The 24,340-nt window shown below is 59.4% G+C and carries 29 protein-coding genes; 9 read left to right on the top strand and 20 right to left on the bottom strand.

All coding sequences use genetic code 11. The annotated features are described in order from the left end of the window. The 19 genes from BLS51_RS27245 to BLS51_RS27160 all read right to left on the bottom strand — a co-directional run. Positions 1-2,894 (bottom strand): phage tail length tape measure family protein (locus BLS51_RS27245; RefSeq protein WP_175472706.1); only part of this gene is annotated, 2,894 nt, incomplete at its 3' end. After that, a complete protein-coding gene (locus tag BLS51_RS27240) occupies positions 2,887-3,189 on the bottom strand; it encodes a DUF1799 domain-containing protein (RefSeq protein ID WP_090191587.1) in 303 nt (100 codons plus the stop codon). The genes BLS51_RS27245 and BLS51_RS27240, both read right to left, overlap by 8 nt. Positions 3,190-3,251: 62 nt before the next feature. After that, positions 3,252-3,593: a hypothetical protein gene (locus tag BLS51_RS27235; protein ID WP_090191590.1), complete on the bottom strand. Its 342-nt coding sequence runs from the start codon at positions 3,591-3,593 to the stop codon at positions 3,252-3,254. A 32-nt stretch (positions 3,594-3,625) separates the two neighbouring features. Continuing rightward, positions 3,626-4,597: a phage tail tube protein gene (locus tag BLS51_RS27230; protein ID WP_090191592.1), complete on the bottom strand. Its 972-nt coding sequence runs from the start codon at positions 4,595-4,597 to the stop codon at positions 3,626-3,628. Between the two features lie 3 nt (positions 4,598-4,600). After that, on the bottom strand, positions 4,601-4,774 hold the full coding sequence (locus tag BLS51_RS29875; RefSeq protein WP_175472705.1) for a hypothetical protein: 174 nt from the start codon (positions 4,772-4,774) through the stop codon (positions 4,601-4,603). Next, entirely contained in the window at positions 4,771-5,214 is a 444-nt protein-coding gene (locus tag BLS51_RS27225; RefSeq protein ID WP_139168806.1) for a hypothetical protein, read from the bottom strand. Before BLS51_RS27225 ends, BLS51_RS29875 begins: the two co-directional genes overlap by 4 nt. Beyond that, the gene (locus BLS51_RS27220; RefSeq protein ID WP_090191598.1) at positions 5,211-5,516 is read right to left on the bottom strand and encodes a head-tail joining protein; all 306 of its coding nucleotides are present in this window, start codon (positions 5,514-5,516) and stop codon (positions 5,211-5,213) included. The genes BLS51_RS27225 and BLS51_RS27220 overlap by 4 nt, the downstream gene beginning before the upstream one ends. Before the next feature lie 2 nt (positions 5,517-5,518). Then, a complete protein-coding gene (locus BLS51_RS27215; RefSeq protein WP_090191600.1) occupies positions 5,519-5,848 on the bottom strand; it encodes a DUF2190 family protein in 330 nt (109 codons plus the stop codon). Positions 5,849-5,906: 58 nt separating this feature from the next. Beyond that, positions 5,907-7,985: a ClpP-like prohead protease/major capsid protein fusion protein gene (locus BLS51_RS27210; protein ID WP_090191602.1), complete on the bottom strand. Its 2,079-nt coding sequence runs from the start codon at positions 7,983-7,985 to the stop codon at positions 5,907-5,909. 78 nt (positions 7,986-8,063) lie between these two features. Further along, positions 8,064-8,333, bottom strand: a complete 270-nt coding sequence (locus BLS51_RS27205; RefSeq protein ID WP_090191604.1) for a hypothetical protein — start codon at positions 8,331-8,333, stop codon at positions 8,064-8,066. Between the two features lie 26 nt (positions 8,334-8,359). Next, the gene (locus tag BLS51_RS27200) at positions 8,360-10,480 is read right to left on the bottom strand and encodes an FAD-dependent oxidoreductase (protein WP_090191606.1); all 2,121 of its coding nucleotides are present in this window, start codon (positions 10,478-10,480) and stop codon (positions 8,360-8,362) included. Beyond that, on the bottom strand, positions 10,477-10,785 hold the full coding sequence (locus tag BLS51_RS27195; RefSeq protein ID WP_139168805.1) for a hypothetical protein: 309 nt from the start codon (positions 10,783-10,785) through the stop codon (positions 10,477-10,479). The genes BLS51_RS27200 and BLS51_RS27195 overlap by 4 nt, the downstream gene beginning before the upstream one ends. Before the next feature lie 13 nt (positions 10,786-10,798). After that, on the bottom strand, positions 10,799-12,340 hold the full coding sequence (locus BLS51_RS27190; RefSeq protein WP_090191610.1) for a phage portal protein: 1,542 nt from the start codon (positions 12,338-12,340) through the stop codon (positions 10,799-10,801). Continuing rightward, positions 12,340-12,570 carry a hypothetical protein gene (locus tag BLS51_RS27185; RefSeq protein ID WP_090191612.1) on the bottom strand — a complete coding sequence of 77 codons (231 nt, stop codon included), beginning with the start codon at positions 12,568-12,570 and terminating at the stop codon, positions 12,340-12,342. The genes BLS51_RS27190 and BLS51_RS27185 overlap by 1 nt, the downstream gene beginning before the upstream one ends. A gap of 9 nt (positions 12,571-12,579) precedes the next feature. Further along, positions 12,580-12,930 (bottom strand): Mor transcription activator family protein, encoded by a 351-nt coding sequence (locus BLS51_RS27180; protein ID WP_175472704.1) that lies wholly within the window; start codon positions 12,928-12,930, stop codon positions 12,580-12,582. After that, positions 12,930-14,993 carry a phage terminase large subunit family protein gene (locus BLS51_RS27175; protein ID WP_090191932.1) on the bottom strand — a complete coding sequence of 688 codons (2,064 nt, stop codon included), beginning with the start codon at positions 14,991-14,993 and terminating at the stop codon, positions 12,930-12,932. The genes BLS51_RS27180 and BLS51_RS27175 overlap by 1 nt, the downstream gene beginning before the upstream one ends. A 5-nt stretch (positions 14,994-14,998) precedes the next feature. Next, entirely contained in the window at positions 14,999-15,496 is a 498-nt protein-coding gene (locus BLS51_RS27170) for a terminase small subunit (protein WP_090191616.1), read from the bottom strand. A gap of 192 nt (positions 15,497-15,688) precedes the next feature. Then, the gene (locus BLS51_RS27165; protein WP_090191619.1) at positions 15,689-16,441 is read right to left on the bottom strand and encodes a hypothetical protein; all 753 of its coding nucleotides are present in this window, start codon (positions 16,439-16,441) and stop codon (positions 15,689-15,691) included. Positions 16,442-16,729: 288 nt separating this feature from the next. Beyond that, a complete protein-coding gene (locus BLS51_RS27160) occupies positions 16,730-19,519 on the bottom strand; it encodes a DUF5906 domain-containing protein (protein ID WP_139168804.1) in 2,790 nt (929 codons plus the stop codon). 109 nt (positions 19,520-19,628) lie between these two features. On the opposite strand from BLS51_RS27160, the gene BLS51_RS27155 reads away from it, so the two are divergent. Continuing rightward, complete coding sequence (locus BLS51_RS27155; RefSeq protein WP_090191624.1) at positions 19,629-19,928, top strand: hypothetical protein; 300 nt, start codon at positions 19,629-19,631, stop codon at positions 19,926-19,928. Positions 19,929-20,029: 101 nt separating this feature from the next. Here BLS51_RS27155 and BLS51_RS27150 read toward each other — a convergent pair whose 3' ends face one another. After that, positions 20,030-20,473, bottom strand: a complete 444-nt coding sequence (locus tag BLS51_RS27150) for a phage regulatory CII family protein (protein WP_139168803.1) — start codon at positions 20,471-20,473, stop codon at positions 20,030-20,032. A 346-nt stretch (positions 20,474-20,819) separates the two neighbouring features. Between BLS51_RS27150 and BLS51_RS27140 the strand changes: the two genes are divergently transcribed. The 8 genes from BLS51_RS27140 to BLS51_RS27115 all read left to right on the top strand — a co-directional run bounded on the left by BLS51_RS27140 (position 20,820) and on the right by BLS51_RS27115 (position 24,340). Next, positions 20,820-21,509: an XRE family transcriptional regulator gene (locus BLS51_RS27140; RefSeq protein WP_090191631.1), complete on the top strand. Its 690-nt coding sequence runs from the start codon at positions 20,820-20,822 to the stop codon at positions 21,507-21,509. A 638-nt stretch (positions 21,510-22,147) separates the two neighbouring features. Continuing rightward, positions 22,148-22,564: an Lcl C-terminal domain-containing protein gene (locus BLS51_RS29605; protein ID WP_175472703.1), complete on the top strand. Its 417-nt coding sequence runs from the start codon at positions 22,148-22,150 to the stop codon at positions 22,562-22,564. 44 nt (positions 22,565-22,608) lie between these two features. Beyond that, entirely contained in the window at positions 22,609-22,821 is a 213-nt protein-coding gene (locus tag BLS51_RS27130) for a hypothetical protein (protein WP_090191634.1), read from the top strand. Next, complete coding sequence (locus BLS51_RS29870) at positions 22,818-22,982, top strand: hypothetical protein (protein WP_175472702.1); 165 nt, start codon at positions 22,818-22,820, stop codon at positions 22,980-22,982. The genes BLS51_RS27130 and BLS51_RS29870 overlap by 4 nt, the downstream gene beginning before the upstream one ends. Next, positions 22,979-23,461 (top strand): hypothetical protein, encoded by a 483-nt coding sequence (locus BLS51_RS27125; protein WP_090191636.1) that lies wholly within the window; start codon positions 22,979-22,981, stop codon positions 23,459-23,461. The genes BLS51_RS29870 and BLS51_RS27125 overlap by 4 nt, the downstream gene beginning before the upstream one ends. Before the next feature lie 25 nt (positions 23,462-23,486). Then, positions 23,487-23,732: a hypothetical protein gene (locus tag BLS51_RS27120; protein ID WP_090191639.1), complete on the top strand. Its 246-nt coding sequence runs from the start codon at positions 23,487-23,489 to the stop codon at positions 23,730-23,732. A 3-nt stretch (positions 23,733-23,735) separates the two neighbouring features. Continuing rightward, entirely contained in the window at positions 23,736-23,924 is a 189-nt protein-coding gene (locus BLS51_RS29600) for a hypothetical protein (protein ID WP_139168801.1), read from the top strand. Between the two features lie 11 nt (positions 23,925-23,935). Beyond that, on the top strand, positions 23,936-24,340 hold the full coding sequence (locus BLS51_RS27115; RefSeq protein WP_217636502.1) for a nucleoside triphosphate pyrophosphohydrolase family protein: 405 nt from the start codon (positions 23,936-23,938) through the stop codon (positions 24,338-24,340).

Here is a 24,340-nt window from a genome sequence, read left to right as displayed (position 1 = left end):
TTCAGCTTGATACCCGAGTCCTGGATGGTGGTGCTGCTTGCGCCGATGCCAAGAACGCCGGAGGAACTGCCAACCCCATACTTTTTCTCGTCCAACGCGGTAGCGCGCAAGCCGGAAGTTTGAGTAGCCATAGCCGCGACAACGCCAATCGTGTCACGGATCTTGACCAGCGCGGATAGCATATCGCGCGTATGGCTTAGCTCTATATCAGCATATTTCTCCAGGTTTTCAATCGAGCGACCGATCGATTCCGACTTAGCTGACTCCGCGCCTAGAACGCTGCCTGTACCTTGAGTTTCCTGGCGTTGCTTCGCGATATCGATACCACCGCCTCCTCCGCCGCCCAGAACTTTCGCACCGATCGCCAGCACTGCCGCGAGCGTGGCCGCGCCAGCGGCAAGATTGAGCGGGAATGGTAACGACGCCATCGCCTTCACCACGGCGGTAATGCCCCAGGCGCTTGCTTCGGTTCCCGCCAAGGTGACCGACGCGCCCGTAGTCGCCGCTTCACCGGAAAGCTTGGTGGCGTTGAGCGCAACGTTGGCTGCAACCTCCCCTTCCTTGAAGAATATCTTCTTCACCATCGATTCAGCTGCCATCGCCAGTTCGAATAGGCGGAATGCTTTTTCGGTAGCCTCAAGCACCTTATAGCCGGCGGTGTGCTGATGGAAGAAACCTTTTGCGGCGCCGGCCATATCACCGTAGGCACCAGCGCGGGCTTGCGCTTCCTTGCGCGAGATGACGATATTCGCAGAGGCCAGCTTCGTTGAGTCGTTCGCGTATGCCACAGCGGCAGCGGCGCGGGCGCGCTCGATGGTGGTCTGAGCTATACCGTAGTCTTGCAGGGACGCACGCAGCTTCGTGAGGGCATCACCGGCGCCGCCAAATGCATCCTTTAGAGATTCGCCGAAGGTCTTCGCTTTCGACGGATCGAGGAAATCTTCCAGGTCCTTTGCGCTGAACTTGTCCGCAATAGCGCTCTTGCCCGCACCAGAGACCTGTGCATCAGCAAGTTCGCGCAGGCTCTGGGCCTGTCGCCGGTAAGTCTCAGCAAGCCGGCCACTGAAGTCGGCGCTCTCAGCCTGTGTCGCATTCTGGTCGGCCAAGGCGGCGCGGTCGCGCAGACGCATGGCAGTCAGCTGAACAAGGCCTTCCTTGGTCAACCCGATTTGATCGTTGGCATCGCGCTGCGCAGTGACTTGATCTGCGAGTTGGCGTGCGGCGTCGTCCTGCTTTTCGACCACGCTGGCAAAGTTATCTGCGGCCAGTCGCGATGCTCGAACTTCGAGCTCGTAAAGCTGGTTTTCACCTTGAAGCTTGCGGCTAGCGCGCTGGGCGTCGAGTTCCGCGAGTTGGCCGCGTAGTGCCGCCTGATCCTTCTCGCTGTTCTGCTTTTTTGCGGTGAGCGCCAGCTCTTCTTGGACGCGGGTCTTTGCTTTATCAAACGCTGCCAGATCCATCTGGGTCACCTGAGCGATAAAGTCCTGTTCATTGACCAGGCCAACATTGTGCTTCGAAACCAGCAAATCCATGGAGCGGCGTGTAATGACGTCTTCGACATTACCACGGCGCTTGATCGCTTCGATTTGCGCGTTGATCGAATCGTTGGCGATATCGCTGAAGCTTTTCTCGACCTGAGCGACTCGCTCACGGATTTCCTGCTCGCTCTTGCCAGCGGCGGCGCCTTCCGCCTGAGCCTTGGCAATCGCGTTTTCCAGCTGTTGGCGGCGGGTAAGGAATTTTTCCCCATCCTGCGACCATTTGATCTTGGCCTGCTCCAGCGCAACGGCCTTGGCCGCGTTCTCACTGGACTCCCTGTCAGCTTGTTTCTTCTTTTGCAGGCCATCCAGCTCCTGCTGTAAGGCAGCTTTGCGCACGTCGGATTCGGCGCGATTTTCCCTGCTGCTGCCAACGAACGACATCTGCTCCAGCTTAATGTTATTGATTTTCTTCTTAACCGCTTCGATCTTCTGGTCGAGCGTGTCTTCCCTGCCAATATCCAGCATGGAATCCCATGCCCAGGCAGCAGCCTTCTTCACTCCGGACCAAGCTGCTTCCAACGTGCCGAGGTTCTCTTTCAGCGAGTCGCTGCGCCCATTCATTGCGGCAGAATATGCTTGTTGCGCCACCTCGCCGGCAGCATCAATTTCGCCCTTCCGCTCCAGCGCGCGGATCTGATCATAGACCGACGCGGTCAGATAGTTGTAGCGCTCGTTGAGGCGTAGGCTTGCCTCTACGGGTGACTTGCCCAGATCCGCAAAATTCTTGACTGTATCGGCGACGGCAATGCCGATCGACTTTTCTGACTTGATTGCCGTGGTGGCGAAGGCTTGCAGGTTCTCGCGGCCAACACGGCCGGTGTCGACCAATGCGGCCAGCGCTGCTGCGCCAGCGGCTTGGGTATCGCCACCTTTTCGGATCTCGCGCGCCATGCCTGCCAATTGGTCTTTGCTGACCCCGGCGGCGTTGCCTGACATCGTGATAGCGCGAGTGTAAGCGTCCGCCTCCTTGCTACCTTGATAGTATGCGAGGGCGACGGCCGCCGCAGCTGCGGCGAGGAGCGTGTACGGATTGATCAGACTGAGGATGTACCCGCCCAGCGCACGGGCAGCGGCACCGCTGCTGCCGAACATATCTCGCAGCTGGCCGCCCTGTTGAAGAAAAACAGTAAAGGGATTTTGACCAGCCTGCAAGCTGACCACGATGTCAGTGAATTGCGCTGGCACCTGGCGCAGCACCGCAGCCGTCTGGGCGGCGGACATACCCAGATTGTTGAGCTGGGTCGCCCCCTGTCCCATTTGGTTGAGGGACTGGCGCGCCTGATCCCGAAGGCGGTTGAATTCCTGAATCGCCTGGTTGGCCTCAGCAGTGATGACGACGCGGGTTTCAGCCATTTTTCTTCTCGCTCCAGGCGCTCAGCATTGCTCGTTCCATCACTTGTATTTTCGAAAACACATCACGCTGACGCTTAGGCTTTATGCCATGGACGCGAAGCACGATTTCGACCCCTTGGTACGACAGGCCGGTTGGGCCGGCCATGCCAATGTTCCACTGAGTTCGGCACGCTTGAAACAACCCCCACAGCTCTTCATTCTCTGGCCAGAGATAGACCTCGGGAGGTGCGATCTCTGACTCTTCCCAGACCGGGATGAGTCCGAGCGCAGCGGCGGACTCCTCGATCGCGCTCACCCGGCTGCACTCTTCGTCCTCCGAATAGAAGAGTCCGAGGGCAGATAGCCGGGCGAGGCTCTCTAGTTTTTTGCTGCGGCGCCCTGCTGCGTGTAGTAGCTGTTAAACAGAACGGTCGCCAGGTGCGGGATGTCCAACATCGCTTCGAATGCCTCATCCGAGAACTCGGCAGGTTTATCGTCCGACTCCAGCACCAGGCGCTGGCCGCGCCAGTTCGTGGTGACGCTCCGCATGATTTCCTTGGTCGTTTCGCCGTTATCCAGGCGTTGCTTCAGATCGTCGGCACCCATACGGGTGCAGATCAGATCAAACTTGTACTGATTATTGCGGCCGCCCTCATCTTTCAGCGTGGTCGCGATGTTGACGATGGTGGTGTTGCTCACGACAACTTTATATTTGCTCATTGGTTTCTTTCTGGGTATGGAGGTTTGCAGGGTTAGAAGCTAGTAACGAGGCGAACCTCATCGTTACCGTTTTTCGGGTTCACGTTCAGCTTGTAGCCGAGCATGCGCATGCCGTTCTTTTCTTCCTTGGTCGGCTCGACGCGCTGCACCGAAGGCAGGAACACCAGAGTCTTGTCGCCCTGGACGGTGCCGTGCTGCAGGCCGATGGTCGTAAGCTCAGTCGCCTTCACACCGTTCAGGAATGCGATTTCCTGCGCAGCAGTCAGGTCCAGCTTGATAGCGCCCGTGACCTTGCGCTCAGTGATCGGTACGGTCTCGCCGCCCAGCAGCGCGTTGAATGGCGTGGCGATGCCGAAGTCCAGCGTCAGGCCTTCGCTTGGGTACGGCACGCCGCCGGTCAGCGCCGGTACGCCGGTGGCGGTGTGCGTGGCGCCGAACGTCAGGTCGCCGGAGACTGCGTCCATGACCACCTGCGGAATGCGCCATTCTTCGAGATCGGTGGTTGGCAGCGCCTGCACCACGTCGCCGCCATCCTTGCCGACGAACTTGAACGTCAGCGTAGGCTTCTCGCCCACGCTCATCTTGACGCTCGCGGTCCCACGCGCACCGACCAGCTTGTGCAGTACGCCGTCGTCAAAGTAGTAGATGGTCAGAGATTCATACCCCGTCGAAATCGGCGTGTAGTCCACCCGCGTGTCGACGGTGACGACTTCGGCGAAGCCGCACGCGCGGATCAGCGGCCCCCACAGCGGTGCGACGCCGCGCTCGCCAGAGCCGACCAGCTCGATATCGAAGCCCACTTCCTTATAATTGGTGCCAACCAGCTGCTCGGAATTGCCCAGATACGCGCGGATGATGTTGCGGTCCACATTCTGGGCATTCAGTGGGTTGACCGACTGGTTGCTGACCAGCAGCGCGTTGGCGGCGCCGGATGGCAGAGCGTCCTGCGCATAGACAGTTTCGAGCTTAGCCAAAATGGCGGCGTTACGGATAATGCGGCTCATCGCTTACTCCTGGGTTGGTTGATCGGCGGAGGGCGTAACCTTTTCCACCAGCGCGCCCGTTTCCAGGTCGCGCACGAAACTGCCGCCGCGCACCGGCTCGGCGGGCTTAACTGCGGGCTTTACATCGGCCAGCACCTCTTTGGATGCCGCGACTACTGCGGGGGTCGATTTGCTCATTGCGTCAAAGTCCTTCCTTTTGTTGTGTGCGAAACGACAAACTTCGCGGTGATGCATGCCAGCTTTTCGTCCAGCACGTCCAGATCCCAGGACAGCGTGTCATCGGGGTATGGCTCGACCGCAGTGGCCAAGTTACCGAGCGTCGGCGATGCCGCCATCGCGGCAAACACCGCCTCGACAATCGCGTCAGATGCTTCGTCTGGCTCGCCGTTGGTCATGCGGCCATACGACTCGATCTGCACCAGTGTCATCCAGCCAGTCGGTCCGCCCTTCACCGACGACAGACTGGACATGCTTCGCCCGAGGCGTACCACCACCGCGTGTGGCGTCTCAGCGCTGATTGAGCGCACGCGCGACGTGTACACCTTGCCGTCGGCCACGTCAGCGGCCAGCAGTACGGAGGAAACCGCTTTCAAGATCAATCGGTGAGCGGTAGTCATCGCTTCTCCAGGATGACCGTGCTCAGGCCGGCGATCTTCGTGAAATCCGGGTGGCGGTCAGCAACTACCCAATCGACGCCATTTACCGTGATCTGCATGTCGAGAAAATCGGCCGGCACATCTGCATCAGCAATCACCAGCTGCGGCGCCGACGCGCCCATGCCGACCACGCCAACCGCGCCCACCTTGTACTCGGCGTCGAAGATAACGGGCACATCCACGGCATCGCCAATCACTGCCAGCGCGTTCGCCAGCTTCTTCATGGCGGCCTGGTTGACCCGAGCTTCGAGGGCGTCGAACATGGTTAAGCGTTGATCTTGATGTTGACGGTGGTCACGCCGTTGCCGGCCGCAGTAAATGCGTAGCCCGCTTTGGCATTGCCACTGGCGGTCGTGGTCAGGCGGCTGTTGGCAGCATCCCAATACAGGTCAACGCCCAGCGCCACAACGTCGGTTGCCAGCTTCGCGACTTGCCAGACGCCGGTGACAGAGACAACGCCAGTAGCGTTTGCCGCGATGTCGCCCAGGACAATGCCGATGCGGGCGCCGATCAGTACGACTGCGCCACCAGCGACCGCCGTACCGCCAGCGGTGTAGTTCAGTTCGTCGCCTTCTTGAACGTAGTTCTTTGCCATGAATGGCTCCTATGAGGGTTATGGCGGCGCACAGGCGCGCGCCGCCTTGATGCGATACTTACGCGCCTGGGTTGGAGACCATCGTCCGGAAGTCCAGCGGTGCTACGCCGGCATCCATGCGCACTTTGAATTCGACGCCATCGACGTTCCAGCCGGTTTTCTGCTCCAGCGTCGGCGCTTCCACGCCATCCAGGTAGCTCACCTCGACGGTGTCGGTGACGCCGGAGTTGGCGGTGCCGTACCAGCCGGTGGACGAAACAGCGTCCAGGCGTGCGTCGGAGATGACTTCAAACGTGCCGCGCACGAAGTTCGGTGTGGTGTTGTTCTTGGTTGCGGCGCCCACTTCGTATTCGCTGTCGCGCACCACACTGGCGGTGCCTTCCAGAGCCAGTGGTACCAGCAGCTGCGCGAGGCGGATGTTCAGCACCGCGTTGCCGTCGGTCTGTTTGCCCATCAGGACGCGCATTGCATCTACCGAGCCGGTGCTGATGCCCGAACCGGTCATCAGGTTTTTGTGGGTGGCATGGAACAGCGCAACGTTGTCGCGCATAACTTGGTTGCTGGTCAGGATGGCGTAGACCAGGTCGCCGATGGTACGAATTGCTGCGCGGCCCATGCGGCGGGGAATTTTCGAGAAGGCGTCCAGGTCATCGTTGATGATGGTCTGCCGGGTGATGGAGAACAGCTTGCCGTACGTGGCCAGCTGCACGGTTTCACCCCGCTCGCCAATCGTCGCGTAGCTGTACTCGCCGCCATCCTGGACCTTGCCCAGCGTAGGGAACGAGTTCAGATCGACACGCTTTCCGGGCTTGAAGTCACCCAGCACGCCCTTGGAGGTCCATTTTTGGAAGGTTTCATCAGCTTCTTCGTAGCCTTTCAGCATGGCCTTGTCGGCGACATTCTGCAGCAGCAGCGGGAAGTCGCTGCCGGTATGGGTAAATGCCGCCGCGACCAGCGCCATTTTGTCCATGCCGCGCGCGTTGACACCGGCGTGCGCCAGGCACTCGCGCGCCAGATCCATCAGGCCAAAACTGCGGAAGTTGTTGGCGGTGTCATCCTTGCCGAGCTTGGCCTTAGCCAGCAGTGCCGCTTCGGCGCCAGCGCGGAATTTGTCGCGCGAGTCTTCCAGGGTGATGATGCGGCCCGCTGCGACGGGTGTGGAATCCTTGCCCAGCTGCGCGACGATCTTGGCGTTGGCATGATCGACGGTGCAGGTCTGGTCTTCCAGGCAGGCCGCCAAAATCGGTGCCATGCCTTCATGGCTCGAAAACTTGGCGAATGCCGCACTGATATCGGTGCGACGCGTCTTGTCCGCCGCCAGCGCGGCAGCAACGGCGGTATCGCGTGCTGCGGCCAGAACGGCATCATCGGCTGGAGCAGCTGCTGCCGCTGGAGCTGGGGTTGGCATGGTCGTTTTCTCCTTTGGAGGGGTAGGTAAAATTGCTACGGGTGGCGCGGTCGGAGTCGTGCCATTGGGGAACGAGGCGTAACGCGCCTGAATGGAATGCTTGATGTGAGCCGATGCGGCGGCGGGCAAGCTGGCAACGATCTGGTCGATGAACTTCGCCTCCAGCGCCTCCTCCGCCGTGTACCAGTGATCTTTGCCGTCTTGCAGCAGCGCCAGGGCGCCGGCTTTATCCTGCGAGCGCGAAGCGTAGCTGGTGGCCATGGCATCCGAATAGGTGTCGAGCATGTCGGCACGCTCACGCAGGGTGACGGCGTTGCCCGACACCCATTGCATCCAGGGTGCGTGGATCATCAGCAACGCGTTTTCAGCCATTTCAATCGTGTCGCCGGACATGGCGATGAGACTGGCAACAGACGCTGCGATCGCGTCCACAACCGTGGTGACTTGCGCCTTGTGGCGTTTAAGGGCATTGAAGATCGCGATGCCGTCGGTGACGGAGCCGCCGAAGCTATTGATCCGCACCGTGATTGCATCAACGTCGAGCGCAGCAATTTCGCGAACAAAGTCTTTTGCAGCGATCGTGTCGTCGTACCAGCTCTCACCGATATCGCCGTAGATCAGGATCTCGGCGTTCGACGCGGCCTGAACCGCGCCGGCGACCGTTTTAGCCGAGGCGCGGATCGTGTACCACTTTGCAGGTTCGTTCGTTTGTGCGGTAGGTGCAGGCATGTGCGTTCCTTATTGGATACGCACAGTTTCGGCTTTGGGGAGTCTCTTTTCTACGTAAAAGGGAGACTCCCCAACACATTAAGTGGGCTCGTGCGTGGCTTCGAACGCGGCCACCGAAATGCCGTAAACATCGCCGTCGACGCCGGTGATTACCATGTCCCCTGGGTTGGCGGTTCGATTCCCGGTGGGTGTCAACATGATGAACGCGGGCCGGTCAGGGTCTACGGATTTTTCCCGCAAAACCTGGCAGCCGCCGTAGACGAATTCCGCTTTCTTCCCGCCTAGGGCTAGCAGCTCGGAATAGGTGATAGCTTCGACTTCGATGGGTTTCTTGCGATAGGTGGTCATGCTATTTCTCTCCTTGTTTGATCGGGTTACGGGACAGGGTGCCAGGCCAAGCCATCCACGCTCAGCAGTCCAACCTCTGATCCGGCATCAGCTGGATCGCCGGCGTTGGTCACTTTGATGAAGCATGTACCGTCATTCAGGAAGCGCCAGACACCCAAATCCCTAAAGTGCCACTCACCAAATTTGTGGTCGATGTAGAAGCTGGTCGTGCCGTCTGCATGCTGAATATCGATCTTGCACTTACGCATGGCGTTGATTGCGCCAGGAGCGTTCAACAAAATGCGGTAACGGCCTGTAGCTGCGAACGCGGGATGAAACTGAACGTAACGGCCGCCTTTATTGCCGTTCGCCTCGTTCCAAAGGCCAACATCATAGAACTCTGGCGGCCAGATCTGTGCAGCGCCGTTGTTCCACCCAGCTATAGCAGATGTGGTGACCTTGCCGAACGCATTGGTGGCACCAGAATTCGGAGCGCCATTGATCAGCGTGAGCACGCGTGCCGGATTCACCAAGTATGGTCGCGCCACCGCTTGAATGTCGGCCGGACTGATGTCGTGCAGCCGGACCTTCCCTTTGATCGCCATCACCATCGCAGCAGCTGCGGCCTCGCCAAGCGAGCCGAACGTAACCTCCATTCGGGCCGAGCCGAACAGCGTGTGCGACACACTAATGCCGTTGCAGAAGTTGGTGTAATTTCCGCATTCGTTCGCCTTCGGGAGCATGCAGCGGTATTCCATGCCGTAGTACCCGACAGGCACATTGACCGAAGACAGCCCCCCTTCGGATCGTACGATGCCCCCCACATTTCTGCGGCTGCACAAATGCGAATCCATCGCGTAATTGGCGTTCACCACTGGGAAAGCCGGCACCACCGCCTTGTTGTAGTTGGCTTCGGTCATCGCATAGTCGCCAATCATTCTGGCCGATTCGCGCACGTACAATTCAGGAGACAGCCCCGCCGTGCCGTCATCCACAAACTCATCAGCGCAGAATCCCCAGCTCGCAAGGGCAGTTTTTAATGCGGCCGGCACGCGGGAATCTTCCCGCAGGAATTTGAACAGGCCCAGCGTGTAGTTAGTGTGGTTGGTGACGATCTGGTCCTGCGCTGCGTAATCGGTAGTGACATAGCCGAAATTGCCGCCAGCGAAGTCAGTGGAGTACGAGCCGTTGCTGTTCCAGTCTTCCTTTGCAGCTCCACCCAGGCCGATCGGCGATCGGAAGAACATCTTGTCCAGCGAATCGTAGGCGACCGGATTGGCTGCCATTGACCGGCCTAACACCTCATAAAGCAAAGGATTGTAGATCGCCGGCTCCGGCACGGGCCGACGATTCGATGCATCGTTGGTCATCACCAACCGATAGCAGAATGCTTGCAATCGATTATCTGCGGTGCCTGGCGCCTCCAGTGCAACCGGATCGATATACGGCAGCAGGCCGGACGCGGCGTTGCCGGCGATGACATACGGGCTTGGATTGCCAGTATGAGCAAAAGCTGGTTGCACGCCGTTATAGGTTTCGCCGTAGGTGGCGTTGGCCTCCCTGCCATACGTGTAGCTGATGCCCGCGCGGATGAGTAAGTTGGACGAGTAGCTGCCTTCGCCGAACATCCGGCCAAACACGCGCTTCGTGCGCGTCGCATCGAGGCGATGCACAAGGTCCAGATAGCGGATGTCGCCGGCCTGCTTGTTCACGTTGGTGACGCGGTAGTTGTTCAGCAGGGGCACTTGGTATTCGTTCAACATGTCCCGCAGCACGGCCAGCGCCACCTTCGGCTCGACTGCAAAAGGGCTGATCGCATCCATGCCGAACTGACCGAGGCTGATTCCGTAGACGGCCGAGCAGCGGCGGAAAAATTCGATCGTCATCACGTTCATGCAGGTGCGCGGATTGAATCCGCGATAATCCACGCGGGCCAGCCCGCCGGTCATCATCCCACCGATCCGGCCGTTTTCTGAGATTAACAGAACGGAGACGCCGAACGAAGCAGCCGTGCACGCAGCCATAATGCCTGCGAAGGTCGCGCCATAAATTACGACATCGGCACGCAGATCTCTGCCCGACGTGCGATCTGCTGACCGCGCCGCCGCCGCGCCGCGCGGAATGCCCGCTTTGTCGATCAGCTTGGAGAATTCTGGAAATGTAATCATGGCACGAGCACCCAGGGGCTATCACCCATCCATTTGTCGTCTTGCCAGGTGGTTGTTTGGCGGATCGAGCGGCCGTTGGCGTCGGGGCCATAGGTCAAGGTCGTGATCTTGCCGTCGGTATTGTAGGTCGGCGCGCTGGCGAGCGAGTTGAGATCGAAGCTGAACTTGCCTGTAGAGTCGACGACGACGTTCGAGCTGGCAGCCTGTCCATTGCTTCCGACGACTGACACCAGAGGAATTTTAAGCGTCGGGTCTTCTGGGTGCGGAACGCCGGCGGCTGAATTACCAACAACTGGGTGAACCATGGTTGATCCTTTCTTACTGGTCTTTTTGATCCTGATCGGGATTTATGGCCGCCTGAGGCTGCTTCATCACATTAGCAAAGTCGGACGAGAAGTACAGCCCCATCTTCCCGGTGGTCTGGCGATGAGCATTAATTTGCTCCAGCACATCGCGCGGGTTTGCGCCGCGCTTGCGCATGACCTCCACTTCGCTCGCGAAGCCTGCCTGCACGAGGGCGGTCCAGGCGAGCGCTTCTTTCAGTGGGTCAATCCAGGGCATGGACTGACCCACAAAAAGTGCATCGTCCATAGTGTCGGGATCCACATCCTTCGGCGCCTTGATGACGCCGGAGATGTGGGCGATCTGGACGAAGTCCTGCCACACCGGCTGCACGTACTGGCCAACAAAATCGTCGGTGAGTACCGCGTAATTAATCCACTGCTCCACCAGCTCCTGGCGCTGCGCGGAATATGTGCCGTTATAGTCGCGCGCGACGCTGGAATAACTCGCGCCAATGCCCGCAACAGCGGCGCGCAACTGCCCACTACGGAAGGTGATCAGATTCGGGTTCGGTCGGTTGGAGTCGATCATCCCGATTTCCTCGCCCGGTTTCAGACCTTGAATGATCATGCCTGGCGCCATGCCTATCTGCGGCGTGGCGCCATCTACCGAGTCCGGTAGGGAAGTTTCACCGTACATTTCAGGCGAACCACGCTTCACGTATGCCGTCAGCGATGCAGCGACCTTGGCGGCGATTCGCTCGGATTCTTCGTAGTCCTTGATATCTTCCAGCCGAGTGATTACGCTGGCGAAGATTGACACGCCCCGAACCTGGCCAATGCGGTCGACAGACGCGATGTGATGCATATTTGCGGCCGGCACTCGTTTGACGTCGTAGTTGCGCTTCGACCAGCTGAGCCCATCCGGGAACGCCTTGTAGCACCAATACCCGGTGGCGCGGCCCCAGGTGTTGCGCTCGATTCCTTGCTGCACGCCCTTGGTCTCGTCAAAGTAATCCATGGGGATCAAGTCGGGTTCGATAAGCTCCAGCGAATAAGGGACACGAGTCCCATGATCCAGCGCTGGAACTGCACCCTTGAGACGCTGGCTGAAGCATTCGCCATCGCGGAACCAAGTGTTGCAGACCAGGCGCTGAACCTTGGCCCAATGGTGCACGTGGGTGACTTCCGGATTGATGCACCAATCTCGCCAGCCCTCACGCAACGCCAGCGCATATTCTTCGTGGATCGTCCCGTCGCGGCGGCGCGGCTGCGGCTCGATGCCAATCCCGCCAGGACCAATCACATTGTTTACCATCGTGCGCAGGGCGCCACGGGCAATATCGTGGTTTTGCTCCATATTACGGGCCAGGCCGCGCAGTGCCACCGCGCCGTGCTGTACTTGAGCATCTGGCGACCGGTTATCCCGCGCGCCCTTGCGCAGGCGCGATGGCTTTGCCGCCTCGTACTGATTTAAGACGTGCCGGGCATGCAGTCGGCGAAGGCCCATGTTGGGAGCAACCGCAGAAATAAGGCGGTCAAGAAAATTGGTCTGCACTTTCGGGGTGGATGGATTCATCAGTTACCCCGGAAATTTGCGTGCGACACGCCCAAGCCGGCAAAAGTCGGGCGGCCTGCGGCTTGCGCACTTTCGGCCGATACGCGCTGTTCCCACTCCTGACGTCCGGCGCGCACCTCAGCCAGATCTTCCATCCGGAGAGTCCGGTCCCCGAAGCGCACTTCCTTTCCCTCAAGGATCGCAGCTTCTGCGGTCATGTACTTGGCGAGCATTGTGGCGGCTGGGGTCATTGTTCATTCCTAGGTATCGAGGCCCGAAGTTACCCTGTGCCGAGTCTCCTTTCTACGGAAAGATGAGACACCTGCTGCGTCATCCGCGCTGCGCAAATCCTTGTAGAACTGGCCGCGGCTAATGCCGAACTCCGCCTGTAATTCGCGGCGATTGGTCATGTCGTAACGGGCGCGAATCGCCTGGCGCCGAGCTTCCACGTCGATCGCCACCTTCTTTACATACACTGCCTGGCCGCCCCACTCCAGGCGTAGCCTTGCCTCCAGTTCGCTGGCCATGGTATCCGGCAGCGCATCCGCGCCCAGCAATGCTCTCGCCTGCTCGATCATGGCGGTCACGATGTCATATTGCTGTTCTTGCATTATCTGAATCCCCTGCTGGCCCATTCGTCCGATGCGAATGGACTGCTAGCTTGCTGTGCACGCGGTGCCGGCGCTGGCCGGGACGCTACTGGTTTTACCTCTTCCGATGCGGGCTGCTGGCTGGCTGGTGTCGAAATCACCATCGGGGCATTGAAAAGGTCACCGATTGCCGGCTGCACCTCGGATTCAAGCTGATCCCAGAACTTCGCTGGCTTCTTCGTCAGGTCCAGGTGTGTCTCCAGCCATACGAGATAGGTCGCACAATCCCATGCCTCAACACGCTTGCGCATCGCAGTCCACCGCGATTCCTTACCATGCGCGGTGGCGCGTTCGACGCGCGCCTCGCCAGCCATCTGCTTGAAATATTCGTCAGTGGCGTCTTTCGAGAAGTGCATGTAGCCCGGCCCTGGTCGCTCGATACTGAGGCGGCCGAAGATCAAATCCTTTGCGAGGTTGGTGCCAACCTGCCAGAGTTTCAGGCCGCGCTTTCGGGTCTTGCCGCGCCAGTCGATGTCGACCAGCGACACGCCGTCTTTGATGTGCTTCTCGCGGCCCGAGCGCCCACGGATGGCATAGGTCTTCTTGTCGGTGTGGGCATGCACAAAGCTGTAGACCGCCTGGGTGTTGTGGCCCTGCGAGTCGATGCAGTTGGCGTGGATTTTCAGCTTGGTGCCGGCGGCGTGTGGGAACTCCGTCTCAAACAGATATTCGGCCACGTCCTGCCACACCTGATCCTCGGCAGGGTTGCCGTAGAATATTTTGTGCTCGACCAGCCAAGTCTCACAGCCCCTGCCGTAGGCGCGCACGGTGTACTCGATCCGATTATCCTGCGTGTCGCCGGCGGCCAGCAGCAGTAGGCCGCCGCGCGGAACAGTGCCGAACGTGTGCGGCTCGGCGCGGTCCTTCAGCTGGTCTGCGTCAGTCTTTTCCATTTCCAGCGCCCAGGGCAGTCCCAGCGTGGTGTTATGGAAGGTTTTGAGTTTGGTAATGTCGCCACTCAGCGCCTTTTCGTGCGCCTCCAGAAACTCGTCGACCAGGTCGGCCCAAGTTGCAGCGGGGCTGTAGGCAGTCCAAACATGAAACGCGATATGCTGCAGCGGTGGAATGATGGCGCCGGCTGCGTTGCGGAACACGCCAGCCGCATCGATCGTAATGCTGCCGTCGGCGTTTTGCCACCGCCCCAGCTCGGCGACGGCGAGATATTCGGCTTGCGTGATCAGCACCCCGCATTCATCATTCGGGCACAGGTGCCGCACCGAAGATGAATCGCCTTCGATCCATTTGAACCCAGTGGTGTCCCCTTTTTTGCCCCACGCCAGGGCATGATATTGGCCGCATCCGGGACAAGGGATCGCATACTTGAATCGGTCGTCGGCTTGGTTGTAGCGTTCTTCGATCAAGGAGAAGCCGGAGAGCTTCGGCGTTGAACCTGTGACCATCTTGGGGAAGGTGGCGCCCTCGACCCGCTTCGCCGCCAGCTTGTCCGGCGCGCCCTCCTTCTCGATGTCGCGCAAGAAAGCGTCCAGCTCATCCAGGAAGGCTACGTCGACCGATATCCGGCGGTAGGCCCTTGCGGCCGTGCCGCCACGTGTATGCAACAGACAGCCGAGAAATTTTTTCTGCGCCAGCGTGTTGTCTTTGTGACGCGCCATATGCGCCGGCATCGCCCGATTCATCACCTTGACGTCGCGCAGCATGGTGTCCAGCTCGGTCTTGACGAACTCGTCGTTGTCGCCATCGGTGGGCTGCCACAGCACCTGGTTACGCCGCTTGTGCTCAGCGAAGTAGCCAATGGCCGCAAGCAGGATCTTGGTGTAGCCCACCCGCGCGGACTTCATGAAGTCGATGAAGCGAATGTCGTCGTTGCTGATGCACGCCATGATCGCACGCTGAAATGGCCACGGCCGCCACTCCTGCTCGACGTAAGATGATTCCTTGGAAAGGTAGAAGTGCGCGCGCGCCCACTCCTCCAGCGTCATCGGGGCAGGCACGCCGAAGGCTCCCAGCCCGCGTGTCCAGGTGGAGCCAAGCTCTTCCGACTCCCAATTCACGACTTCGTACATGCTGCTCAAGGGTCGATCTCCTCTTCAGGCAAATCATCCCCTTCGGTGCCAGTCTCTTCATCACGCAGATCGGCCAGCGACATGCCGGCGACGATGTTACGAACACGCGCAATCTCAGCGCCAATAGCGGTAATTTCTTCAGCCGGCAGCGCCGGTACGCGGCGGCGCACAGCACCAGGAATCGCGTCGAAGATACCGGCGACACGAGCGCCAGCCTTGGCCAAGATTTCTTCCAGCAGCGCCACAGGCATCAGCTGCTTTTGCGTCACCGCGTTTTGCAGCGCCACGCGGATCTTCTGCTCACGCGCCAGGCCTGCCCGCTCGGCCGCAAGGTCAAGGTCGCCACTCGCAGCACGGCCGGCGGCCTGCTCACGCAGGTGCGAGCAGTACGCGTGCAGCACCTGCAAGCCGGGCGCGCCGGTATCCAGCACTCCGCGACCGACCAAGTTGCCGACCGCCTGCTGGCTGATGCCGACCAGCGAACCGAAATCCGCCTGGGTCATTGGCTTAGTCAGGTCACGATCTGACAATACAACCCCCTTGGAATGGGCTTGTGACTAGCGCGAAGTCAGGGTTCGAATTACCCCTGGCAGCCGAGGCTCGGGAGTACCTTGGGAAAATGTTGCATCTCGACATCATTTCGCATATGCAATGTTTCTCTGATGGGATTACTTTCGTTTTTGCAACTGTTCCGGTCATCGTGCAGTCCTTTCCGCCTCGACCAGTGCCTTCGCGAACTCGTTGGCGAACTCGTTGGCCGTGGCCAGCTCAGCCACGTACTTGAAGTCGAATCGCTCTTGGTACACGGCTGATCGGACGAACAGCAGCACCGGCCGCACCGCAGTGCCGCGTGCGAAGGCGACGCGCTGGTAGATGCCGAGAGGCAGCCGATCGCCTGGGTGGCCCACGAAGTACGTGTAGCCCTGCTGACGCTTCGACCCGCGCGCCAGACGGGCGCGCCCCTTGTCGGTCATGTTGGCCTTGTAACCCATCTCAGGGAAGGCGCGAAAGAAGGCCAGGATCTGCACGATCTGGCCGCTGCTCATGTTGCCGTACGCATCCTTGCGGGCGCCGGAGCCGGGCACAGCGCGGTACCCTGCCGGCATGGCGCCAACGGCCTGGAGCGCTCGCTCGAATCGCTTCTGCACCCGCTGGCCACCATCGATCTGTGCGCGCAGGAACTTCGCCGCCGGCACCGCCTTCGTAGCCTCATCCTTCAGCATCACCGTAGCCTCCAGCCGATGTGCGGTGGCCGGCTTCACGTAGACGCTGGACAGCGTGTACGGCGTCGGGTTGCGGAACACGTCGCGCATTTCCTTGACCTCGGCCTTCGCTGCAAGTTGAGCGGTGCGTGTAAGCGCCACCCGCGTCGCAAAGTTGACCTGCTTCGCTTTCGCATCCGTCAGAGCGGTCAACGAGGCGATGGCCTCGCGAACATCAACGCCCATTACGATCTCCTTTGCAGGCTATTACAGGCGCAATGGAGAGCCTTGTAATGAAGTAGCCCTTATATTTACTGGTGCTTAACATGGTTAACAGGGTTATCATAGTTTGATCTACGCGCACGAGAGAACTAAACGAAAGGGCAAGTAAATAGGCACTCTGCGAAATAATCGTGCGTGTGCGCGTTACCCATGCAAACCCTGTTAACCCTGTAGAACCCGCATGGAGACTGAGTTTCGAGAGATCATGCTTTGCGATAGCTGCGTAAGACCGTGTTAAATTGAGCGCGATCATCATGCCCCCACCCGGATATCAGCGAGGTCGCGGAACGTCTGGCACTGTTTGCTCAATGTGTCGGTGCTGTCGCTCTCAACATGGAATACCGTCAGCAGCTGCTTTTTGACACCAAGCTGCACCCATTGACGGCTCTTTGCCACGCGCTGGGCGAGCAGCTCGGAGAACTTCGTCAGCGACAGCGATCGGAAGCCGAATCGGTTACAGTAGCGCGAGTAGACGACGTACAGGTCCTCGGACAGGCAGCAGCAGTACGGCGCCGCCAGATCGCCGGCCTTCCACGACAGGTAGAAAGCCTCCCAATCAGGGCGGCCAAAATTGATGACACGCTCTTTCGACGGTGTCATCAGTGGCTTGGTGTGCTCATTAAAGGTGCCCACGTCGTATTCCAGCAGGAATGCGTAGAACGCTTCAATCAGGCCCCGCTCCAGCAGCGCCTTGATCTTCTCCAGCAGCTCCTCGCCAGGGTGCACACGCGCCTCGACGACAAGGAATCGACGATCTTCCGGCTCAATCGGCACGGCCTGGAATTCGTTTGACAGCATCACGCAGTTCAGGTGGTTGGCCTCGGTCCGGTCATCCTTGAACTTTTGCGTGATCGACGCATCCCGGCCGGTGATCATGTGCTTGATCACACCGAAGTGACTGTACTTGTCCTGCCGCGAGAGAATTTCCTCAAACACGACGTACAGTTTCTGTGATCGCCAGGTGGTGAATGTTGCCTCCAGCTGGTGCTGGCCGCCGGTCGCGCCGGCGGCGCCATAGATCGGCTTTATGATGCCTTCGAAGAACAGGCTCTTGCCCGTGCCCTGCTTCTCACCGAAGAAAAGCAGGGCAGTCTGCATCTTGGCGCCAGGGTGCTGTAGCGGATAGGCCAGCCAGCTCAGCACCCAGCGGAACACCTCATCGGCATTCTTTTCGTGCGAACACAGGTTGTACAGCAGCTGTAGCACCAGATCGACGTGCGCATCGTTCTTCTTCGGGATGAGTGGGAAGCCTTGGAACATATTGATATGGGTGTCAAGGTCCACCTTCTGGGTCGGATCGAACACCAGCTTATCGAGATCGACCTCGCGCCGCAGTGGATGCTTCAACCACCGCGATGACAGTTCGATGCCGCGCGCCAGCGTCATCGCGTCGTAGCCGAGAATCGAGCGGTTGTAGGCATCCCACACGGTCTTGGTCCCGTAGAGCAACGTGTAGCGATCGAGCATCATGACGATGTGGTCTTCCCCCGCCCCCCCGTCCTCTACGGCAACGCCGCGTATGGTGCGCGGCAGATCGCGTGGGCTGATAGTGCGCCGCGCGCCGTGAGCTGCCCAGGACTTCGCGGCATCCTTGCCGACCATATCGACGAACGCGGCGCGCTTCATCCGCAGCTTATTCAAGGAATCCCACACGTCGGTGGAACCCTGCACAAGGGCACAATGAGAGAGCGCCCACCCCAGCGTGAAAATACCGCCCATCACTCCCGGCTCATCGCCGGCGGAGGGGGCCGGGGAACCTGATGGGTCTGCTATTGATGCGGTGGATGGCTCGTCACCGCCGCCAGCACCGGCAACACCTTCGCCTGGCGGCGCCAGCGACACAGAGGGTGCGGGAGATTCAGACATCGACTCGGCCGGTGCGGACAGGAGGCGCAGCACTATCGGGGCCAGCTGGGCGCGCACGACATCGATCGCCTCCTCGACATGCAGGTCATTGAAGTCAGTCCACTTGTTCTCGCCACGAGCAGCGAACACCGGATAGACCACCTCGGCGTTACCAACCTCACGCGCGGCCGCACGGGCCGACGCGATACCGGCGTTCTCAAACTTCCAACGCTGCATCCGGCGCCCGCACCGCACGTCCGCCTCAATGAACGGCGTGCTGTTTGCGTCGGCGCGATGCCAGGCGCGAACGGTGACGCGATCATCGCCCTTGGTCAGGCAGGTGTGATCCATACCGTCAATCGTCGGCGGCGTTTCGATGTCGAAATCTTCCAGCAGATCGCGCGCGTATCGTTGGTGGATTTGCCAATCGTCGTCGGCGAAGAACACCAGCACCGCATCAGGGAAGTCAGCGCGCAGCTGGCGCGCAACAGCAGCGAGGTTGCCAGCGCTGAACGCGACCATGATCGGGATAGCCTCATCGGTCGCGATACGCACCGACTGGCCGGATGCATAGCCCTCTGCCACGCCGATCAGGCGTGTGGTGTCGTCGATAGTGCCCAGGAGGCAGGCGGCACCAGTCATCTCGGCGCCGGTGTTGAATTTCTTGCTGCCGTCCGGCGCGATCTTCTGCACGCTGGTCAGCTCCGGCCGCACATCGCGACGATACTTGCGCGCAGGGATCAACAGCATGCCGTCGGCAGTTACCCGCGCAAATGCGCCGTTGATCTGCTTGCGCTTCAGGTAGGCGATGTCATCAGGATTTGCGACGGCCTTCGCCATCGCCCACTGACCGCGCGCACGCCCAGCAGCCGCAGCGGAGATTCGCGCCTTGCGCTCCTGCTCTTGTTTGTCCAGATCAGCCTGACGCCGCTCGAATTCAGCCTTCTCAGCATCGGTGATGCCGGTCCAGTCGAAGGTCACCGACACGGTGCCAGGATCACGCCCGTGCCACTGGCCGAACGAGCCAACGATCTGCTGCTGTCCATTGTCCAGCGTGAGTTCGCGCAAGCGATACCAGGCCTTCTTGCCGCCTTTGCCGAAGCGATGAATTTTGCCATTGCGGATCGGCAGGCCGTCGCCAGGCAACGCCGGCAGGCCGTGACCACGCATTTCCGCTATCAGATCGTCAAGAGTCATGCTGCGACAGTATCCAAATCTTGGGCTACGCTCACGGGCATCTGAAGGAAATGGGCTGACATATTCGTACCTCAGTTATTATCTAGTTTTTAATTCTTAGGAGAGTCGCGTGAGTGACGCACCTCAAGTTCAGGCCATCGCCTTAGTCTGGTATCACGAAAAAAACTACGATCAACTAAAAGCCATGTTTGAAGATGGTGACAATCTGCCGAGGACATTTCTCCAATGGCAAGACAAGGCGGAGCAAGGTCGGAAGAAATTCTCCAGGGAGGGTAAGAAGGTCATCAAGGCCTACATCGATCCGGAAACTTTCCCCAAATGGTGCGCCGCCAATGGACACCGTATCGATGCCGCAGGTCGTACAGCATTCGCCAACGCCGAGGCCTACCGGGTTTTTATGAAAATGTAGCTCGATCTGGCGAACCACCCTGCGGCGAAACTGCTTATTACCGGCACCTTCAAATGGCGGTTTAACGCGACTAACGCGGCGTGAACGCATGCTACTCTCCTTCACTTCTGGACCATGCCCTTAAGGCGTTGAACCATCGACTTCAGCACGGCGGTGGCACGGTAGGCAGCCTCCTCAAAGCGCTGCACCTCATGCGGCTCGACAATCCCGTCGGCCAGCGTCGCGTACAGCTCGGCGCCGACATCGCCATGCGCCGCGACGGACTTCGCCAGCAGCGCGAAGATCGCCATGTCCGCAGCGGTCACGTCGGTCTCGACCTTCACGCACACGTGGCCATGATTCAGCGCCAGCGCATGCAGCACGGCGAAGTTGCCGCTCAGCGCCATCACCAGGTCGGCATCGGCCAGCGTGGGCTTGTTGTGCTCGAAGTTGGGATTGGCTTTGTTGCGCAGCACCGCAGGAACGACGCCCATGCGAGCAGCAAGTGCTTCGCAGCCACCGGGGTAGCTGTGAACCGTGGAATGGAAAGCATCAAGAGCATTCATGCGCGGACCTGTTATAAATATGCAAGGTTTTAAAAATGTTAATGCGATACTTCTGTCGAAGGCGTATCCGGCTTAGAGTCCCGCACAAGACCCGATTCGAAGAAAACATCTGGTCGAGCGAGCTTTAGGAACATCAATCGGGCCTTCGGTATCCCAGACTGCCTCCACTGCGAAACAGCAGGGATGCTGACATCACAAAGGAGCGCCACGGCGGAAGATCCGCCGAGAGCATCAATGACTTCGCCTGGGGTTTGAATGGTATCCATGGCTCAATTTTAAGCGCACTTAAATTTAAGTGCAATGAAAATTTCAACGCACTTAAGCCGATTTGATTTAAGGTAGCTTAATGAACTGGAACGAACGAATAACACAGGCGCGCACCGCAAAGTCTATAAAAAAAGTGGACCTGGCGAGGCAATTAGGCGTATCCCCGGCCACCATTACTCAATGGGAGTCCGGCATTACCAAAGAGATAAAAGGGGCTAACCTCACAAATTTGTGCGCAGCCCTCGGCGTTGATCCCTCCTGGCTGCTAAATGGTGACGGTGATGGCGATTTGGCTCGCGCACTCGTGCCGGGGGCAAAAAGAGTTGTAGTGGCGGACGATGATGCTTCGATTTTTTACCAAATCCCGAAGGTAAAACTGAAGCTCCAGGCAGGAATAACCGGTATCCAAACGGAGCCAGACCCACACGATGGCGGAGTCATGGCCATTCCTCGGAGATGGGCGGACTCAAATTTGTTTAACCCTCATCGCTTGATCGCTGTGCAGGTTAGGGGCGAGAGCATGGAGCCAACTTTTTATGATGGCGACACAGTCATCATCAATCTCGACGACACAAAGCTTGTAGATAATCATGTCTACGCCGTGAATTACGAGGGTGAAGCGGTTTTAAAGCGCATGGTACGCGATGTCGGACAATGGTGGCTTGCATCGGACAACACTGATCAGCGCAAGTATCACCGTAAACAATGTCGCGGCGTCGAGTGTATTGTAGTGGGCCGAGTGGTTCGGCGAGAAGGCACCAATTTCTAGGGGTGAAATCTTGAATCGTCTCCTACTTGCGTTGCTGCTTGTATTCCCGGCATTCGCTGCCGCAGACCCCACGCGCATCTTAGGAGTACCGTTTGGCGACAAGCTTCCGTATTCGCCGGCTGTCTGCCCCTTCAACACAGAAAACGCGAGGAGGATATGCTGGGTGGGGCAGCCATTCCGTCATAGCGATGGCTCGCACAACGGGCACATCCACCTCCCAGATCCCGACTCACGGCCAGCGTGGGCTTCCTATGCGGGTTTCGAGCTTTCCATGCAGCGCGACCGGACAATCACTCAGCTCAAAGTTAACACTGACGGTATCCAGCGCTCCGACATCTATGTATCAATTTCCACTCGCTTTGGCATCCCCAGCAGCCAAAGCGAACGAAGTGCAAATTGGTCTCATAAGGATGTGAACATCAAGATGCTCTGCGCATCGAAAACCAAGTGCTGGACGACTTTTACTACGCCGCCGAACGAGCAAGATATCAAACTTGCGGCCGAACGGAAAGCCCGAGAGAAGGCTCGCCCTATAACGCCGTAATACAAAATATTTAAGCGCGCTAAAATTTTTCTTGCTTCTGTTTTTAAGTGCGCTTAATATACCTCCATCGATTCACCAACCGATGGAGAACACAATGTCGCACGCCGACCAAGCCGCAACCGCTGCACCAGCCGCATCCCCTTCCCTGAAAACCATCCCTGCCACCATTGGCGCTCCGTTTGAGGGCGGCATCTACGCCGGCATCGCACGCGGCCAGAACGGCCAGCCCGACGAACACCTGATCCTGCTGCCTGGCGATGAAAAGCTGAACTGGGACGCCGCCGTCGCTTTCGCCGCTGCCGCTGGTGGTCGTCTGCCGACCCGCCGCGAGCAGAGCCTGCTGTTCGCAAACCTCAAAGAAGAATTCAAAGAAGCCTGGTACTGGTCCGGCGAGCAGCACGAGGTCGACACCGACTATGCCTGGTATCAGTACTTCTACGACGGCAGCCAGGACACCCTCCGCAAGTCGGTTGCCGGCCGCGCGCGTGCAGTCCGCAGCATCGCAATTTAAGCATTCGACTATTCAATAATTCAGCCGACACGGAGCGCCGAGCTATGGCCACCAACGATGTCTCTCCAGGGCGCGAAGCCGCGCTTAAAGCCTTGACGTGGGAAGACCTGTTCGAGGCAACCACGGCGCTCTCATTGCAGATTGAGACGCTCACGAAATACGTGCGCGACAACGTGAACGCCACGTATTACCAGCAGCGCCTCGAAGCGGCGCAGCGCGCCCATGACCGGCTCGTCGTCGCCCGAGTGGCCCCATGACCGCCTACACCGTGACGGTGCGCCGCACCGGTTTCCCGCCCATCCACTCGTTCGCTATCGGCACCAGCAGCGCCGCCGTGGGCGAACTCATCGCCGCACGCTACAGCGATACCGCAGCGCCGGCAATCACCATCCACCCTCTGAACCGGAGCCGCAAATGAAGATGAATGACCTGATCCAGCCGCTGAACCGCATCGAGATCGCCGACATGATCGCCACCGCATTCCCGCCATCGCGCCCTGCGCGTAGCCAGGCGTACCGCGTGGGCGTCGAGAAGGCGCTGGAGACCGCCAGCGCGGGCCTGCGTCTGAACGATCTGTATGAGACGGGCACCGTAGCCTTCGACGCCTTCCACGCCGGCGTGGCCGAGGGTCGCGCCATCTGGGCGCGTCATATCGCCGCAAAAGCCGCCCTCCCCCGTCGTTTACTGGCGCCGGCAAACGCCTCCGACCTACTCGCGGCGGAGTTGATTCAGGCCGGCCAGATCATCACCGTGATGCTGAACCACATGACCGCCGTGCAACTGGGCGACGTGCGCCTCCAGCTGGAGAAGCAAGGCGTGGTCACCAGCGCAGGTTATGCAAGCCGCGCACCAGAGCGACAGGCGGCCTTGGTCGCCGCCGGGTTCGCCGAAGCCTGATTACCCCACCACCAGGAGCAACACCATGGCAAAAGCCAAAAAGAAATCGTCGGAGGCAGCTGTGTTTATCTACGGCCCGCGCGGCGTCGGCAAGACGAAGAACGCCGAGGCGCTGATGGCGCACTACGGCAAGTCGCAGGCGCTGGATTACGACCACGACACCAAGCCGATCCCGCAGGACGCAATCATCTTCCTGTTGGAGCCCAATCCTAACTTCCCGCGCGCGATCAAGTTTGAGGACGCGATGCGCGAAGCCGGCTTGGTCGAGTAGACCATGCAAACGCCAGCGCCAGATCAAGCCGCACTTGAAGTCGCAAATCGCGGCTTGAGAACGGGTCTGGCGCTGGAGCAAGTGCTGGCACACCCTGCACTTCGAATCATTCTTGAAAACCGCGCGCGGTATCACATGCAGCGCCGCGCACGCACCGATGTAAAGAAGCTGCAAGCCAACGACAACGACTGAAAGGAAGCGACATGTCCACCGCCCTGCCTCAATTCCAACTTAACGCCCCGGCGCTGCTCACGGCCGGCCAGATCCTCGACCAGCAGTGCCACGGCGCCGCCGTCCATAGCGGCTGGTGGAACGATCCCGCCACCGGCCGCCGCATCGAGCGCAACGCTGGCGAAATGCTGATGCTGATCGTTTCCGAGATCGCCGAAGGCATGGAGGGCGAACGCAAGGACTTGATGGACGACAAGCTGCCGAATCGGAAGATGCTCGAAGTCGAACTGGCGGACGCCGTGATTCGCATCTTCGACCTAGCCGGCAGCCGTGGCTTCGACCTCGGCGCTGCAATCTCCGAGAAGCTGGCTTTCAATCTGCAGCGCCCCGACCACAAGCCGGCAGCACGCCTGGCTGCTGGCGGCAAGAAATTCTGA

It is taken from the genome of Duganella sp. OV510 (assembly GCF_900100205.1).
Lineage (GTDB): Bacteria > Pseudomonadota > Gammaproteobacteria > Burkholderiales > Burkholderiaceae_D > Rugamonas.
The sequence above is the reverse complement of the archived record's forward strand: the minus strand, read 5'-3'. Positions and strand labels throughout refer to the sequence as shown.